This window comes from Kribbella aluminosa (genome assembly GCF_017876295.1).
Taxonomy (GTDB): Bacteria; Actinomycetota; Actinomycetes; order Propionibacteriales; family Kribbellaceae; genus Kribbella; species Kribbella aluminosa.
The window spans coordinates 3,749,814-3,765,407 of the sequence record NZ_JAGINT010000001.1; the positions used below are offsets into that span (position 1 = coordinate 3,749,814).

At 67.9% G+C, this 15,594-nt stretch carries 11 protein-coding genes; 6 read left to right on the top strand and 5 right to left on the bottom strand.

Annotation, left to right across the window (positions count from 1 at the left end):
* Positions 1 to 56: 56 nt before the first annotated feature.
* On the bottom strand, positions 57 to 770 hold the full coding sequence (locus JOF29_RS17880) for an RNA polymerase sigma factor (RefSeq protein ID WP_209695311.1): 714 nt from the start codon (positions 768 to 770) through the stop codon (positions 57 to 59).
* Between the two features lie 432 nt (positions 771 to 1,202).
* On the opposite strand from JOF29_RS17880, the gene JOF29_RS17885 reads away from it, so the two are divergent.
* The 5 genes from JOF29_RS17885 (at position 1,203) to JOF29_RS17905 (ending at position 6,142) form a co-directional block, all read left to right on the top strand.
* A complete protein-coding gene (locus JOF29_RS17885; protein WP_209695312.1) occupies positions 1,203 to 1,661 on the top strand; it encodes a pyridoxamine 5'-phosphate oxidase family protein in 459 nt (152 codons plus the stop codon).
* Positions 1,662 to 1,683: 22 nt separating this feature from the next.
* Positions 1,684 to 3,429 carry a GAF domain-containing sensor histidine kinase gene (locus tag JOF29_RS17890; protein ID WP_209695313.1) on the top strand — a complete coding sequence of 582 codons (1,746 nt, stop codon included), beginning with the start codon at positions 1,684 to 1,686 and terminating at the stop codon, positions 3,427 to 3,429.
* Between the two features lie 89 nt (positions 3,430 to 3,518).
* On the top strand, positions 3,519 to 4,499 hold the full coding sequence (locus JOF29_RS17895) for an Acg family FMN-binding oxidoreductase (RefSeq protein ID WP_209695314.1): 981 nt from the start codon (positions 3,519 to 3,521) through the stop codon (positions 4,497 to 4,499).
* Between the two features lie 433 nt (positions 4,500 to 4,932).
* Positions 4,933 to 5,781 (top strand): slipin family protein, encoded by an 849-nt coding sequence (locus JOF29_RS17900; RefSeq protein ID WP_209695315.1) that lies wholly within the window; start codon positions 4,933 to 4,935, stop codon positions 5,779 to 5,781.
* A gap of 157 nt (positions 5,782 to 5,938) precedes the next feature.
* The gene (locus tag JOF29_RS17905; protein ID WP_209695316.1) at positions 5,939 to 6,142 is read left to right on the top strand and encodes a hypothetical protein; all 204 of its coding nucleotides are present in this window, start codon (positions 5,939 to 5,941) and stop codon (positions 6,140 to 6,142) included.
* A gap of 235 nt (positions 6,143 to 6,377) precedes the next feature.
* Here JOF29_RS17905 and JOF29_RS17910 read toward each other — a convergent pair whose 3' ends face one another.
* The 4 genes from JOF29_RS17910 to JOF29_RS17925 form a co-directional block, all read right to left on the bottom strand.
* The gene (locus JOF29_RS17910) at positions 6,378 to 6,695 is read right to left on the bottom strand and encodes a helix-turn-helix domain-containing protein (RefSeq protein WP_245357646.1); all 318 of its coding nucleotides are present in this window, start codon (positions 6,693 to 6,695) and stop codon (positions 6,378 to 6,380) included.
* Between the two features lie 632 nt (positions 6,696 to 7,327).
* On the bottom strand, positions 7,328 to 7,504 hold the full coding sequence (locus tag JOF29_RS17915) for a hypothetical protein (protein WP_209695318.1): 177 nt from the start codon (positions 7,502 to 7,504) through the stop codon (positions 7,328 to 7,330).
* Between the two features lie 103 nt (positions 7,505 to 7,607).
* A complete protein-coding gene (gene mgtA, locus JOF29_RS17920) occupies positions 7,608 to 10,346 on the bottom strand; it encodes a magnesium-translocating P-type ATPase (RefSeq protein ID WP_209695319.1) in 2,739 nt (912 codons plus the stop codon).
* Positions 10,343 to 13,051 (bottom strand): bifunctional acetate--CoA ligase family protein/GNAT family N-acetyltransferase, encoded by a 2,709-nt coding sequence (locus JOF29_RS17925; RefSeq protein ID WP_209695320.1) that lies wholly within the window; start codon positions 13,049 to 13,051, stop codon positions 10,343 to 10,345. Before JOF29_RS17925 ends, mgtA begins: the two co-directional genes overlap by 4 nt.
* A gap of 127 nt (positions 13,052 to 13,178) precedes the next feature.
* Between JOF29_RS17925 and JOF29_RS17930 the strand changes: the two genes are divergently transcribed.
* Complete coding sequence (locus JOF29_RS17930) at positions 13,179 to 15,572, top strand: phosphoketolase family protein (RefSeq protein ID WP_209695321.1); 2,394 nt, start codon at positions 13,179 to 13,181, stop codon at positions 15,570 to 15,572.
* Positions 15,573 to 15,594 lie beyond the last annotated feature (22 nt).

The window sequence follows — 15,594 nt, forward strand, 5'->3', positions numbered from 1 at the left end:
CACCCGGATCTCCTGAACGGACACGGCGAGCCAGTCGGCTCGGCTCGGAGGCCCGGCTACAGCTTATGAATCCGCGCGCTCACACCGCTTCGAAGGCGACAGGTCAATCCGACGCCGGAGTCGGACCTGCGCCGATCGATAGCAGCAGTCCCGCGGCTGTTGATGTCCCGCAGACCGGCTGAGACCAGATCCGCTACGGCGGCCTCCGACGTTCCTATCAAGGCTGCAGCGTCCCGGCAGGTGTACTCGCCAAGCCCGACCAAGGCGATGGCGACTCGCTGCTGACCGGCGATCAGCTCGGCCATCGTCGTCGCAGCGGAGCCCTCGGCGTCCCTGAGCCAATCGCTCAATTCGCCGGCGCGTCTCTCATCGGCTGACCCCAGCCGAAGGCAACGCGCGTAGGTGAGCCTGGCCAACTCATGGCGCAGGCTGACACCCAGCCGGGTCGCGTCGGTTCGCGTGCAGGCGTCAACGATCACGTCCACGACCACCGACTCCGCGTCGTCATGATCCCCGAGGATCGAGCACGCCAACTGGAACAGTGCGGCGCCGTGACGGTCGCACACCGCCCCCGCCGCACCGAGGTCGCCCCACATCGCGAGCGAGAGCAACAGGCGCTCGTCGGCCGGCCAATCCAGGTTGTCACGTCCGGCGCCCGAGTCTGGCTGATGGTCGTGGTCGTGGTCGCGCCTCAGAAACATCGGGCCCAACTCCCTGGCTTCAGTACTCAGTTGGAGTACCGCCAGGGTCTTGGGCAGCAGCACACCCATCCACGGTCCGCGACAGGTGCTGTAGTTAGGACGGTACAGCCTTCCCGCCGACTTCGCGTCGCGCCGGAAGCCTGGGTTCCGGCAGGCCTTCAACGGCTCGGCCAACACCACCACCGATGCGGGGACGGTTTTGCACCCAGAACGGTATGTGTTCTGGAGGATGTGTGGAGGGACATGTCGGACAGTTGATGGCTGTGGCTCGTTGGTGGGTCATGGCGGATCTGGTGGTTCCGATGGAGGTTGGCCGCCGAGACGCGGGTCGCGGTTCCGGGCGTATCGCCGACTGGGATCCACGACTCGGCGGCCCGGTCCGTACGAACTTGATCCGTGGCCGGGGTCTGCTGACAGTCCCCATCGAGTCCGGGACCTTCGGCCCTACTGCGGCGCCCCGCGCTGGACGATCGTGGGTTTGTCGATCGTTGGGAGAGCCTCATGAGCACGCAAAGTCATTTCGACCGCTCCCGGCTCGAGATGGTCAGTCCGGCAGATTGCCTGCGTCTCCTCGGGTCGGTCCCGCTGGGACGGCTCGTCTATACGTCTGGCGGGCTCCCTGCCGTCCGGCTGGTCAACTTCGTCCTGGACGACGACACCGTCGTGCTCAGCACTGCAAGCGGTGACAAGCTCCGGGCCGCGGAGCGTGGTGACGTGGTCGCCTTCGAGGCCGACGACGTAGACCTCGAGCGTCACGTCGGCTGGACAGTGACTGCCATCGGCCACCTGTCGGTCGTCCCCGCAGAGGAGATCGAGGTGTTCCGCCACAGCCTCCCGTTGCATTCCTGGCTGCCGGTGGACGCCCCGTACCTGCTCAGATTGGGGATCGAGTCGGTCGACGGACGGCGGTTGCTCCCCTGGGCGCAGCGTCCCGAGTCCAGGAGTTCATTCCGGCGGTAACTTTTCGGAGTACGTTGGAGCCGTGGCTGATGGCTCGCGGGCCGAGCGAGGGAGCTGGGACGAAGGGGCACTGGAGTACGCCGGGCTGTCCCGGGTCCGTCTCGATGCCCTCCTGCAGGAACTCCTCGGCCGGGTCGACGAGATCATGGACACCCAGGAGCGACTGCACGCCCTGCTCGACGCGGTCGTCGGCATCGGCGCCGACCTCGACCTGAACGGCACCCTGGACCGGATCGTGACCGCCGCCTGCGAACTGGCCGGAGCCCGGTACGGCGCTCTCGGCGTGGTCGGGCCGGACGGCAAACGGCTCGTCCGCTTCATCACCCACGGGGTCACCGACGAGCAGATCGCCGCGATCGGCCCGTACCCCGAAGGTCACGGCATCCTGGGTCTCCTGATCGAGCACCCTGAACCGATCCGTTTGCACGAGCTCGCCGAACATCCCCGGTCGTATGGCTTCCCGGCGAACCATCCGCCGATGAGGAGCTTCCTCGGCGTCCCGATCCGGACCCGCGAGCAAGCCTTCGGCAACCTGTACCTGACCGAGAAGACCGGCGGCGCCGACTTCACCGAGGACGACGAGCGCACCGTCACCGCACTCGCGACCGCCGCCGGGGTGGTGATCGACAACGCCCGGCTGTACGCCGACAGCGAGCAGCGCCGACGCTGGCACGAGGTCACCGCCGAGATCACCCAGCTGATGCTCGGCGAGTTCGAGCCCGAGCAGGCACTCCAGCTGATCGCCCGGCGAGCCCGCGAAGTCTCCGGCGCACAGGTGGCAGCAGTGCTGCTCGCCGCAGGCCCCGACCTGGTCGTGCGCGCCGTCGACGGACCACCGGAGTTCCACCAGTTCCTCGGCCGCCATGTCCCGGCCGATCTTCCCGTGCTCGGCAACGCGACCACGAGGTCCGAGCAGGTGGTGATCGAGGACCTGGCGCAGCTGCTCAAGGACGCCGGCGGACTGGCCGGGTTCCCCGAAGCGGCGAATCTGGGGCGGACAACGATGGCTCCACTGCCCGCAGGTGGCTCCGGCACTGGCGGTCTGCTCGTGGTCGCGATGGACCAAGGGCCGAACCCGCGAGTGTCCGAGGGTGCGGACCTGATCCGGATGTTCGCCGGGCAGGCCACCCTGGCCCTGGAACGCGCCCAGGCGCAGCATGACCGCGACACGCTCGCCGTGCTCGAGGATCGCGATCGGATCGCCAGGGATCTGCACGACCTGGTGATCCAACGGCTCTTCGCCACCGGACTGCAACTGCAGGGCATGCATCGGCTCGCCCACCCCGAACATCAGCAACGTCTCAGCCGGGCGGTCGACGACATCGACATGACCATCCACGACCTCCGCGCCGCGATCTTCGAGCTCCAGCAGACACCGGGCGCCAGCTCGCTGCGCAGTGACCTCCAGGCGCTGGTCGCGGTGTACGCCGAACCGCTCGGGTTCAGGCCTCAGCTGATCTGCACCGGCCCGATCGACACCGTCGTGCCGGCCATTGTCCGGCCGCAGATGCTGGCGACGGTCCGCGAAGCGCTGTCCAATATCGTCCGCCATGCCCAGGCGTCGCAGGCGACGGTCGAGGTCTCGGTCGGCTCGGGTGCGGTGGTGGCCCGGATCTCCGACGACGGCGTCGGCATCGGCTCCAGCACCCGCAGCAGCGGCCTGCGTAACCTGACCGACCGTGCTCAGGCGCTCGGCGGAGCCACCCAGATCAGCGACAACGAGCCCCATGGCACTGTGATCGAGTTCAGGGCACCGATCGGCGACTGACTGCCGAACGGCCTCCCGAGTCGGGACTCTTGCCCGCAGCGCCAACCTCCTCCCGGGCGGGACGATGAAGTATCACAGTGGGAGGCCCGATGTCTGACCAGCAATTGCCTGCGGACCACGTCGACACCTTGCTCGGAGCGGCCATTGCCGCGCCCAGCATGCACAACACCCAGCCCTGGCGGTTCGAGGTGGACGGGCACGTTGTGGACCTTTTCCTCGACGGCTCGCGTACCTTGCCGGCTGAGGACCCCACCGGCCGGGCGATGCGGATCTCGGCCGGCGCGGCGATCTTCAACCTGCGCTGCGCGGCCTCCGCTCTGGGGTACAGCACCTGGTACGGCTTCGCGCCGTACCCGGAAGAGCCCGGGCTGCTGGCCCGCATCGTCATCGAACCGACGAACGCACCGGACGACGAGCTGGCCGACCTCGCCGCCCAGATCCCGCGCCGGCACACCGATCGCCGCCCGGTCGACAGCACGCCGTTGGCGGAGCAGACCCGCGTCGCTCTGATGCTGGCGGCGTACTCCGGCGGCGCCGAACTGACCTGGCTGGGCGAGCCGGAGGTCGACAGCGTGGTCGACCTGGTGCTCGACACCGACCTGCGCGAGATCAGCGACTGGCATCGCCGCACCGAACGCGCCCATTGGGTCGGTGGTGAACGCAGCACCGACGGCATCCCCAGCTCGGCGCTCGGACCGCGATCCACCACTTACCCAGGAGCCGTTCGCGAGATGGCCACCCGGCCGGTCGACCACCTCCGCGCGCAGGCGACCTTCGAAGCCCGCCCGGACCTCGCCGTACTGTCCACGGACCGCGACGAGCCGGCCGACCAGGTCACCGCCGGCGCAGCGCTCGAACGAGTCCTGCTGACCGCGACCCGAGCAGGCCTCAGCGCGTCGTTCCTCAACCAGCCACTCGAGTTCGAAGACCTGCGTCGCAGGATCCAGAACCTCACGCTGCGGCCGGGACACGCCCACATGATCATCCGCTTCGGCCAAAGCCACCCCGGCACCGCGACCACCGCCCGCCGACCGATCGCCGACTTCCTTCCTCCCGACGAGCAGTCATGACCAGCAAGTTGCAGCCCGGGATCGACCGGTGGGAGGCCGAACTGTCCCCACATTGCGGAGAGCAGCAGGTCCGACCACTGGTACGTCGAGGAGCGCCGCCGGGCAGAAGCGCGGTGCACGCTCACCGCCTACCGCGGCGGCACCCTGCCAATCTTCACCAGCCGTACGACGCGATCGTCGCCGACGAGATCACCCACCTCGTCGATCGACTCGAAGAACTCCGCGACGACCTCTTCCGGACCGTCCATCCGCCCAGCTCCCACCAGGAGATCGCCGAAACCCTGGCCGCGCTCCGCGCCCTCACCCGCGTGGCCCTCCGTCTTGAGCGGACACCTCAAGACGCCGCGATGACGGTAGGGGCGCGGCCGGTATGTACCACAGAGCAACACTGGACGAGTGGCCACCTTGGCCGCTCAAGCGAAGGAAGTGCACCATGACCCTGTTCCTGATCATTCTCGCCGTCGTGATCCTGATCGGACTGTCGTTGTCCGTCCGGATCGTCACGCAGTACGAGCTCGGGGTGCTCTTCCGGCTGGGCAAGGTCAAGGAGGTGAAGAACCCGGGGCTGACGCTGATCGTCCCGCTCGTGGACATCCTGCGGAAGGTGTCACTGCGGATCGTCACGATGCCGATCCAGTCGCAGGGCATCATCACCAAAGACAACGTGAGCGTCGATGTATCGGCCGTCGCCTACTACCGCGTCGTCGACGCGGTCAAGTCGGTCGTAGCGATCGAGAACGTCGAGGCCGCGATCAATCAAATCGCTCAGACCACGCTGCGCAAGGTCGTTGGCCAGCACACCCTGGACGAGACCTTGTCGGAGACGGACGTCATCAACGTCAACATCCGCGAGATCCTCGATGTGGCCACCGTCGAGTGGGGTGTGGTGGTGACGCTGGTCGAGTTGAAGGACATCCAGCTGCCCGACAGCATGAAGCGCGCGATGGCCCGTCAGGCCGAGGCGGAGCGGGAGAAGCGCGCCAAGATCATCTCCGCCGAAGGCGAGGCTCTCGCGGCCGCCGCGCTCGGGGACGCCTCCGACACGATGATGGCGCACCCGCTCGCATTGCAGTTGCGCAACCTGCAGAGCCTGGTCGAGATCGGCGTCGACAAGAACACTACGGTGGTGTTCCCAGCGCCGCTGATGAGCACGATCGGCGAACTCGGCGCCTTCCTGAGCAGGGAAGCCGCGGCCGCCGTACCGATCCCCAAGACGACGCCTGTCGCCGTCCCGGTCCCGGAGGCCACGACCAACGGTTCACCCGTCATCGCTGGAAAGTAGCCAGGTCGCGGACCCACCAGGGCGATGGTGGCGACTGTGGTCGTCAGCTTGGCTGAGGTGGGTCCGCCGCGGCGCGAGCGTGCTGGTTGCGTTCGCTGTGGACTAGCTGGTCCTGCCCCAGATCGCCGGCACCGAGCTGCTGGGAAGGTGCTCGTGGATGCTCCGGGCGGACCTGACCGGGTTGGGGATCAGCCATCTGATGCCGGGCGGTGGCGCGACGGCCACGACGGTGTGCTGCCGATGGCTGGTGGCCGGCGGCGTCAGCACGGAGTATGCCACCGTCAGCGTGGCCGTCGGATCGATGCTGACGCTGGCATTGGTTGACTCGCGTCGGAGCTTCCGTACTGGTCGCTGTACATGAGCGGTCACGGCTGGTCAGACGCGTGCTGAGGTTCTGCTTCGAGGGCTACCAGTACGGTTCGGGGGACGGGTCGAGGTCCGGGCCGCGGCCTTCACCGAACTTGTCGGATGCCTCGGTGAGGACGCCGGGTTCGGTCAGCAGGCGGGCCGGCCTGACTGCGGTCTCACTACCCCCGGCCGGAGGGTTCCGCAGAGCCTCGTCTCGGGCGTTTGAAGCCCAGCGGATCCCCGAGTCGCTAGCTCTGTTCCCGTCGCTGCTCGTTGATATGCAGAGCTTCGGCGAGTTGGTCTTCCAAGATGATGATCCGGCAGGCTGCTTCGAGCGCGGTTCCCTGGTCGACGAGCTCACGAGCCCGGGCCGCGAGGCGCAGCTGGTAGCGGGAGTACCGGCGGTGGCCGCCCTCGGAACGTTGCGGGCTGATCAGCTTCGCCTCGTCCAGGCTCCGCAGGAATCCGGGCGTAGTGCCGAGCATCTCCGCGGCTCGGCCCATCGTGAAGGCGGGGTAGTCGTCATCGTCGAAGTGGGCCGGCCCATTGGGCTGGGATGTGCTCATCGGAGTCTCCGTGTACAGATCTGGGGTCATCGAACCTCCATGCCGAAGGGCCCCGGTGCCGAAGCACCGGGGCCCACGGGTTGTTGGATTGTCACCATCTACCGGCCGTGAGGCCGACCTTGCATGTCCGCAGCGCGCCATGTGGAGGCCATCGCTGCGTGGATCGCTGATTGCGTAACCGAAGACCACCTTCCAATCCGATGGAGCTACGGCACCCGCCCGGCGAAGTACTGGCACTGGCGGGCGATCCGACGGCGTAATCCGTTCCCTTCTCTCTCGAACAACTACTACTTACTGTTACCTCAACTACAAACAGCAACTACAACTGCGCATTGCTACTGCGGGTACGGAACTGCGAAGAACTACTGCGACTACTAGCTGCTTACTGCGACTTCAACTGCGAACTGCCACTTCGATCCGTCAAGCCTGGAACCCCGCTCAACCACTGGCTCCACAGACTCTGACCTTGGCGTGAAACCCGAGCCCCTTCACTGATCGGCCCGGCGGAGTCCGCCGTCGTACCTACTGCACAACCTTGGACAGATCGGTAGCTGTCCACGTCAGCTTCGCTGTTCTTCTCTGTCAACACCAGGAACATTACACAGCCGAGGGTGCAATGTCTACTCCCGTCATCACAGATATTGGGTGTGTCTTGGATCAGCTTCGGAATGCGGCTCGCGGGACATGCCGAGGACGGCCGATCGCCGGGTCTGGGTCCGTTTGGTGCGGAGGAAGGTGAGTGTGAGGTCGACGCCTTCGATCTCGTCCAGGCGCGGGAGCATCTTCGGGTTGAGGGTGACCACGGGCATCGGCTTGACCTCTCGGCCCTCGGGCACTGGCGGCGTGGGCCGCGCCGGTAGGGGAGCGCCGGGCGCTGGTCATCTGCTGGAGGAACTCGCGCGGGTCAGGGCTTCATGCGCGTCGCGTTTTCGGTGCGGCCATGGCGATCCGACGACTTGAGTGCCCGATCGGGGCGCTGGTGGCCGAGTTGGCGATGTCGGCTGCCGCGGCCGGGGAGGCCGTGCTGAAGTAGCCGGCTCGGCGACGGAGGTGACGTCGGCGGTCGGGCCGCGGTGGTCGCGAGACGGCCTCGGCGGCGCCGTAGAAGATCCGCTTGCCGGCCTCGATCAGCATCAGATAGCTGATCACCATGGCGATCAGCGCGGCGAAGAACGCGCCAGGAAGTGGCTGGAAGCCCAAGGCGTGCGCGATCGGCGTCGCGGGCAGGACCGCACCAACCGTCACAACGCCCAACGCCGCAAGGGTCAGCGGCAAGCTGGGGTGACTGCGGAAGAACGGGATCCGCCGGGTCCGGATCGCGAAGATGACCAGAGTCTGGGTGGCCAGCGATTCGACGAACCAGCCGGAGCGGAACTGGGCGGGACCCGAGTGGAAGACCCACAGCATCACCCCGAAGGTGAGGAAGTCGAACACCGAGCTGAGCGGACCGAAGAAGATCATGAACCGGCGGATGAACCGGATGTCCCAGTGCGAAGGGCGCCGCAGCTGGTCGTCGTCGACGTTGTCAGTCGGAATGGCGAGCTGGCTGCTGTCGTAGAGCAGGTTGTTGAGCAGGATCTGCGATGGCAGCATCGGCAGGAACGACAAGAACAGCGATGCCCCTGCGGCCGAGGCCATGTTGCCGAAGTTGCTCGAGGTCCCCATCAGCACGTACTTGATCGTGTTCGCGAAGATCCGGCGTCCCTCCGCTACCCCGTCAGCGAGGACGTCGAGGTCTTTGTCGAGCAGGATCACATCCGCGGCGTCCTTGGCGACATCGACCGCGGAGTCGACCGAGATCCCCACATCGGCCGCGTGCAGGGCGAGCGCGTCGTTGACCCCGTCACCGAGGAACGCCACCCCACCGCCGCTGCGTCGGCGGGCCCGGACGATCCTTGCTTTGTGTTCGGGGCTGACCCGCGCGAAGACAGTTGTCGTCTCCACAGCCGTGGCGAGCTGAGCGTCGTCGAGGGCGTCGATGTCGGTACCGGTGAGAGCCGGGCGCGATCCCAGGCCGAGGTCATGGCAGACCTTCTGAGCGACCGCCGCGTTGTCACCGGTGACGATCCTGACGCTGATTCCGAGATTCGCCAGTCGCTGGAGTGCGTCGGCAGCGTCGAGTTTCGGCGGGTCCAGGAACACCAGCAGGCCGACCAGTCGCAGACCGTCCTCGTCTGCTGCCGTCAGCGTGTCCTGCGGGTGGTCGAGTTGCCGGATCGCGACCGCGACGACCCGGTTCCCGTCGGCGAATTCGGCCTGCAAGGAAGCTTCGGCCGCAGCCGGCACATCAAGGCAGCGAGCCAGAACGGACTCCGGCGCACCCTTGGTGATCAACTGCAGCCTGCCGTCCGGATCCTTGACGAGCACGGAGACCATCTGCCGTTCGTGATCGAACGGCAGGACCGTGACCTGGGTGAAACCCGCCGGTACGGCGTGCTGTGCGCCGGCGGCGGCCGACGAGTCCCACAGGGCCTGGTCGAGCGGGTTTCCGCCCACCCCCGGCCCAGTGGACGAGGCGTTCTCGGTGCACAGCAACCCCCACCGCAGGACCGCGTCTGGTTCGTCGTCGCCGGCCGGCACCGCGCGCATGAAGTCGATGCGGCCCTGGGTGAGCGTCCCGGTCTTGTCGGTGAACAACGTGTCGATGTCACCGAGATCCTCGATGCAGACCAGCCGTTTCACCAAGACCTTCAGCCGGCTCATCCGTCGCGACCCCGCCGCCAGACTGGTGGAGACCACAGCCGGGAGCAGTTGAGGAGTGATGCCGACCGCGATCGCCAGGGAGAACAGCAAAGCGTCGAGGATCGGCTTGTGCAGCGCGAGGTTCAGCCCGAAGATCACCGTCGTCAACACGGCGCCGACGTACACGAGCAGCATCGAGAACTTCGCCAGGCCGACCTGGAACTCGGTGTCGAGCGGATGCGTGTTCAGGCCGGCGGCGATCTTGCCGAACTCGGTCCGCGGTCCGGTGCTCACCACGACGCCGGTTCCGCTGCCTGAGTGCACGACCGTGCCCATCAGAGCGCAGCAGGACAGTTCGGCCAGGGGGCTTCCGGCGTCGACCGCGTCGGTCGATTTGGTGACCGGCAAGGATTCGCCGGTCAGGACGGACTCATCGCACTGCAGCCTGTTCACCGACAGCAACCGGAGATCGGCAGGGACCACCTCGCCGAGTCGCAACCGCACCAGGTCACCGGGAACCAGCGTCGTCACGTCAACCGCGACCTCCCGCCCGTCGCGCAGGACCACGGTCTCGTGACGGATCTGCGAGTGCAGCGCCTCGGCCGCCTTCTCGGCGCGGAACTCGTTGCCGAACCCGAGCCCAACCGACACACCGACGATCGCGCAGATGATGACCGCGCTGCCGCGTTCGCCGATCACGTACGACGCGACCGCGGCCGCGACCAGCAGGCCGAGCAGCGGCGACCGGAGCTGATGCCACAGCACCGGCAGCCAGCGAGCGCGATGCGAGCTGACCGCATTGGGCCCGAAGATCGCCGTACGACGCTCGACCTGGTCGCCGGTCAGGCCCGAGTCGGGCCGCACCTCCAGCTCGCGGAGAAGATCGTCGGCGGCTCGCGCCGCGGTGCCGGCCAAGTCCCCGGCCGTGCCCGGCGTCGCGGCGGCGGGGTCGACGCCGAGGCTGGTCATGCGCCGGCCGCGCGCATGCGTCGGGCGTGCCAGTCGGGTTCGGACGTCGTCGGCGTGAGGCGCATTCGGGCGTCGACCGCGAAGGCGCCGGACGGGCCGGCGATCAGCGGGTTGATGTCGAGTTCCGCGAGTTCGGGGACCAGCTCGGCGAGCCAGGCGATGCGGTGGATGACGTCGAGGACGGCCTCCCGATCGGCGGCCTGTGCACCGCGGTAGCCGGCCAGCAGCGGTGCGCAGCGCAGTGCGTGCACCATGTCGGTGGCGTCCAGGTCCGTGAGCGGCAGTCCTCGCCACTGGCGGTCGGCCAGCAAGTCGGTGAGGATGCCGCCGCTGCCGGCCATCAGCATCGGGCCGAAAAGATGGTCCCGCACGACGCCGATCACCAGCTCGGTCCCACTCGGCGCCATCGCCTGGACCACGACCTGCGGATCCCCGGCCGCAGCGGTGATCTCGTCGTACGCCGTCGCCAGCAGCACCGAGTTCGCCAGTCCGACCCGGACTCCTCCGATGTCGGTCTTGCGCAGTACGCCGGACGCTGCGGTCTTCACCGCGACCGGATAACCCACCGACTCGGCCGCCGCGATCGCCTCGGAGCGGCCCGACGCAGCCAGCACCGGAATCGCCGGAACCCCAGCACACTGCAGAAGCCGGCCGACATACAGCGACTCCAACCAGCCACCGTGCGGTTTGTGCTCGAGGAACCGCCGGACCACAGCCCGCGTTCCGACGGCATCGACCCGAGGCAGCTCCGGTACGACGCCCTGCGGCCGGGACCGCCACTCGGCGTACCGAACGGCGCGGGTCATCGCACGTACGGCGTTCTCCGGGAACGGGAACACCGGCAAGCGGCGGCCGTCCGCGAGCACGACCTCCGGCGCGAGGCGCGGCGCGCCGACACAGTTCACGACGATCGGCAGGTCGGCCTCGACCGCGGAGCCGGCGATGGCGTCGTAGATGTCCTCGACCCGGCCGGGACGCGTCGCGGCGCAACAGACCAGTACGGCGTCGACCTCGCCGCTGTCGACGATCACCTTCAAGGCCCGGGCAAGACTCTTCGGTGACGCCGCCGCGCCGAGATCGACGGGATTTCCGCATCCCACCGCATCGACCGCGGCCAGCTCGCGCTGAATGGCTTCGCTGAGTTCCGGCAGCTCGAGGCCGAGCCGACCGGCCGCGTCCGCCGCGAGCACACCGGCACCGCCGGCGTTGCCGACAACGGCGATCCGCCGGCCACGCGGCAACGGCCGGACCGCGAGCACCCGGGCCGTCTCCACGAGCTCCTCGACAGTTTCCATCCGCAGGACGCCGGACTGCGTGAACAGTGCGTCGACGGCAGTCTCCGGCGTCGTCGTCGCCGCGGTGTGTGACGCACCGGGCCGTCGACCGCCTGCTGACCGGCCGCCCTTCACCACCAGGATCGGCTTCGTCCTGCCGACCAGCCGGGCGAGTCCGCCGAACTTGCGCGGGTTCCCGAACGACTCCAGGTACAGCCCGATCACCGTGGTCCGCGGGTCGCCCCACCAGTGCAGCAGCAGATCGTTGCCGCTGACATCGAGTTTGTCGCCGAGCGAGACGAACTCGGAGATTCCCAGCCCGGTCCGGGCCGCCTGGTCGAGCACCGCAAGGCCGACGGCACCCGACTGCGCCGCGATCGCCAGCGACCCGGGTGTCGGGGCCACTTCGGCGAAGGTCGCGTTGAGCCGCACCTCGGAGTCGGTGTTGACCAGGCCGAGACAGTTCGGTCCGATCAGCCGGATACTGTGCCGGCGGGCGATCTCGAGGATGTCCCGCTGCAGCTCGGGTCCGGCGGTCCCGGCCTCGGAGAAGCCGGCGGTCAGGACGACCGCTCCCCGGACGCCTTTGGATCCGCATTCGCTCAGTACCTGCCGGACGTGCTCCGCCGGTACCGCGATCACCGCAAGATCGACCACGCCGGGCACATCGACGACCGACGGGTACGACGGCACCTCTGCGACCTGCTCCGCGTGCGGATTCACGGCGTACACGCATCCGGTGAAGTTGCCTTTGACGATGTTCCGCAAGACCTCGTGGCCGATCCCGCCCGGGGTGCGGCCGGCGCTGACCACCGCCACCGCGCGCGGCGAGAACAGCCGCTGCAACGAGCGGTCTTCAGCGCCCCGCTCACGGTCGGCCATCCGCTCCAGCGTCGACGGCCGGTACGCCGTGTCCAGTACCAGCTCGACGACTCCGCTGTCCATGCTGCGGACCTGGTCGAAACCGGAGCCGGCGAACACGCGCAGCATCCCCGCGTTCTCGACCAGCGTGTCAGCACGCAGCCGCCGGACTCCGTTCTCCCTGGCCACGGCGGCGAGCTGCTCCAGGAGCAACGTCCCGATCCCCCGGCCATGGACCGAGTCCTCGACCAGGAACGCCATCTCCGCTTCGCCCGTCCTGAGCGGTTCGTAACTTGCCACCCCCACCAGCTGACCGCCGTACTCGGCCACCAAGGCGACGTGCCCGTCATGGATTCTCACCAGATGGTGCGTCTGCTCATCGGCGGACGCTCGGCTGATCCCGAAGAACCGCAGGTAGATCGACCGGTCCGACACCCGCTGGTTCATCGCCTCCAGGGCCGGCTCGTCGTCCTCGCGAAGCGGCCGGATCCCGACCACCGCACCGTCGGAGGCCAGCACGTCCCAGCCCGCATCGGGCCGCCCACCCACCACTTGGTCGACCGCCGCCATGACGTCTCCTTCCGACACCCCTCCCAGCCCACCTCGCCTCGCGCGCGCGAGCCAGTGCCGTTGGGTCCTACCTCAGCGGGACCTTTGCCTCTGGTTGACCATCGCCCGCGACCGGAACGCTGGGACCATGGATGTGCTCACCGGCAAGCCCCTGTCCGCCGACGAGGTAGCCGACCTCGGCTCCTACTGGCGGGCGGGCAACTACCTGTCCGTCGGCCAGATCTACCTGCTCGCCAACCCGCTCCTCACCGAGCCGCTGCGACCAGAGCACATCAAGCCGCGCCTCCTCGGTCACTGGGGTACGACGCCTGGGCTCAACATGCTCTACACGCACCTGAACCGGGTGATCCGGCGCCGCGACCTGGCGATGATGTACGTGATCGGTCCAGGGCACGGTGGGCCGGCCATCGCGGCGAACACCTGGCTCGAAGGCAGCTACAGCGACACCTACCCGGGCGTGTCCCGGGACGCCGACGGGATGGCGAAGCTGTTCCGGCAGTTTTCCTTTCCCGGCGGCATCCCCAGTCACGTCGCACCCGAGCTGCCCGGCTCGATCCATGAGGGCGGCGAGCTGGGTTACTCCCTCAGCCATGCGTACGGCGCCGTGCTCGACAACCCGGATCTGGTCGTCGCCTGTGTAGTCGGCGACGGCGAGGCCGAGACCGGTCCGCTGGCGACCTCGTGGCACTCGAACAAGTTCCTCGACCCCCGCACCGACGGCGCGGTCCTGCCGATCCTGCACCTCAACGGCTACAAGATCGCCAACCCCGCCATCCTCGCGCGGATCGGCGACGACGAACTCACCCGCCTCTTCGAGGGGTACGGCTACCGGCCGTACCTTGTCGAAGGCAACGAACCCGAGCACGTCCACCAGGCGCTCGCGCTCACCCTCGACCAGGTCCTCGACGAGATCGCCGGGATCCAGGCCGAGGCACGGGCGAGCCGCGGGACGCCCCGCCAGCCCTGGCCGATGATCGTCCTGCGCACGCCCAAAGGCTGGACCGGGCCGCACGAGGTCGACGGCGTACTGGTCGAAGGGACGTGGCGGTCGCACCAGGTGCCGCTGGCACAGGTCCGGACGTCACCGGACCACCTGCGGCTCCTGGAGGAATGGCTGCGGAGCTATCGGCCGGAGGAACTGTTCGACGCCGACGGCCGGCCGGTGGACCGGCTGCTCGCACAGGTTCCGCCCGATGACCGCCGGATGGGTTCCAGTCCGCACAGCAACGGCGGTCTGCTCAGCCGGGACCTCGACCTGCCGGATCTCACCGAGTACGCCGTACCGGTGGCCGGCCCGGGCGAAACCGAACACGAGCCCACCCGCATCCTCGGCGCCTATCTGCGCGATGTGATGCGGGACAACCTGCCGCATCGGAACTTCCGCGTCTTCGGTCCGGACGAGACGGCATCCAACCGGCTGGACGCGCTGTACGACGTCACCGGCAAGGCGTGGAACGCCGACGTCCTACCCACCGACGAGCATCTGGCGGTCGACGGCCGGGTGATGGAGATCCTCAGCGAGCACACCTGCCAAGGGTGGTTGGAAGGCTATCTGCTGACCGGCCGCCACGGCTTGTTCTCCTGCTACGAGGCATTCGTGCACATCGTCGACTCGATGGTCAACCAGCACGCGAAATGGCTCAAGGTCACCCGCTCGCTCCCGTGGCGCCGGCCGATCCCCTCCCTCAACTACCTGCTCACCTCACATGTCTGGCGGCAGGACCAGAACGGGTTCTCCCACCAGGACCCCGGCTTCATCGACCACGTGGTGAACAAGAAGGCCGAAGTCATCCGGGTCTACCTGCCGCCGGACACCAACACGCTCCTGTCGACCGCCGAGCACTGCCTGCGCAGTCACGACTACATCAACGTGATCGTCGCCGGCAAACAGCCTCAGGCGGACTGGCTCGCGCCGGAGGCCGCTGCCCTGCATTGCGCTCGCGGCCTCGGCATCTGGGACTTCGCCAGCAATGACGACGGTTCTCCCGATGTGGTGATGGCGTGTGCGGGCGACGTACCGACGCTCGAAACGCTCGCCGCGGTGAGCCTGCTGCGCGAGCACCTGCCGTCGTTGAAAATCCGGGTCGTCAATGTGGTCGACCTGATGCGTCTGCAGCCGGCGAGTGAGCATCCACACGGCTTGCCCGACGCCGACTTCGACGCGCTGTTCACCACGGACAAGCCCGTCATCTTCGCGTATCACGGGTACCCGTGGTTGATCCACCGACTCACCTACCGGCGGACGAACCACGGCAACCTCCACGTCCGTGGCTACAAGGAGGAAGGCACCACCACGACGCCGTTCGACATGGTGGTCCGCAACGACCTGGACCGGTACCACCTCGCCCTCGACGTCATCGACCGCGTCCCCGGTCTCGGCCAGCAGGCCGCGGATGTCCGCCAATGGCTCATCGACCAGCGGACCCGGCACCACGCCTACATCCTGGCCCACGGCGAGGACATGCCCGAGATCAGGAACTGGCACTGGCCCACGGCCGCAGGTCATCAGGCCCGCCAGTGATGGTCATTCGGCACTGCCTCCA

Excerpts from the sequence above, each read along its gene's own strand:
- JOF29_RS17880 (WP_209695311.1), bottom strand. The coding sequence starts at position 770 with ATGGGTGTGCTGCTGCCCAAGACCCTGGCGGTACTCCAACTGAGTACT.
- JOF29_RS17915 (WP_209695318.1), bottom strand. The coding sequence starts at position 7,504 with ATGCCCGTGGTCACCCTCAACCCGAAGATGCTCCCGCGCCTGGACGAG.
- JOF29_RS17885 (WP_209695312.1), top strand. The coding sequence starts at position 1,203 with ATGAGCACGCAAAGTCATTTCGACCGCTCCCGGCTCGAGATGGTCAGT.
- JOF29_RS17930 (WP_209695321.1), top strand. The coding sequence starts at position 13,179 with ATGGATGTGCTCACCGGCAAGCCCCTGTCCGCCGACGAGGTAGCCGAC.
- JOF29_RS17895 (WP_209695314.1), top strand. The coding sequence starts at position 3,519 with ATGTCTGACCAGCAATTGCCTGCGGACCACGTCGACACCTTGCTCGGA.
- mgtA (WP_209695319.1), bottom strand. The coding sequence starts at position 10,346 with ATGACCAGCCTCGGCGTCGACCCCGCCGCCGCGACGCCGGGCACGGCC.
- JOF29_RS17900 (WP_209695315.1), top strand. The coding sequence starts at position 4,933 with ATGACCCTGTTCCTGATCATTCTCGCCGTCGTGATCCTGATCGGACTG.
- JOF29_RS17910 (WP_245357646.1), bottom strand. The coding sequence starts at position 6,695 with ATGAGCACATCCCAGCCCAATGGGCCGGCCCACTTCGACGATGACGAC.
- JOF29_RS17925 (WP_209695320.1), bottom strand. The coding sequence starts at position 13,051 with ATGGCGGCGGTCGACCAAGTGGTGGGTGGGCGGCCCGATGCGGGCTGG.
- JOF29_RS17905 (WP_209695316.1), top strand. The coding sequence starts at position 5,939 with ATGCTCCGGGCGGACCTGACCGGGTTGGGGATCAGCCATCTGATGCCG.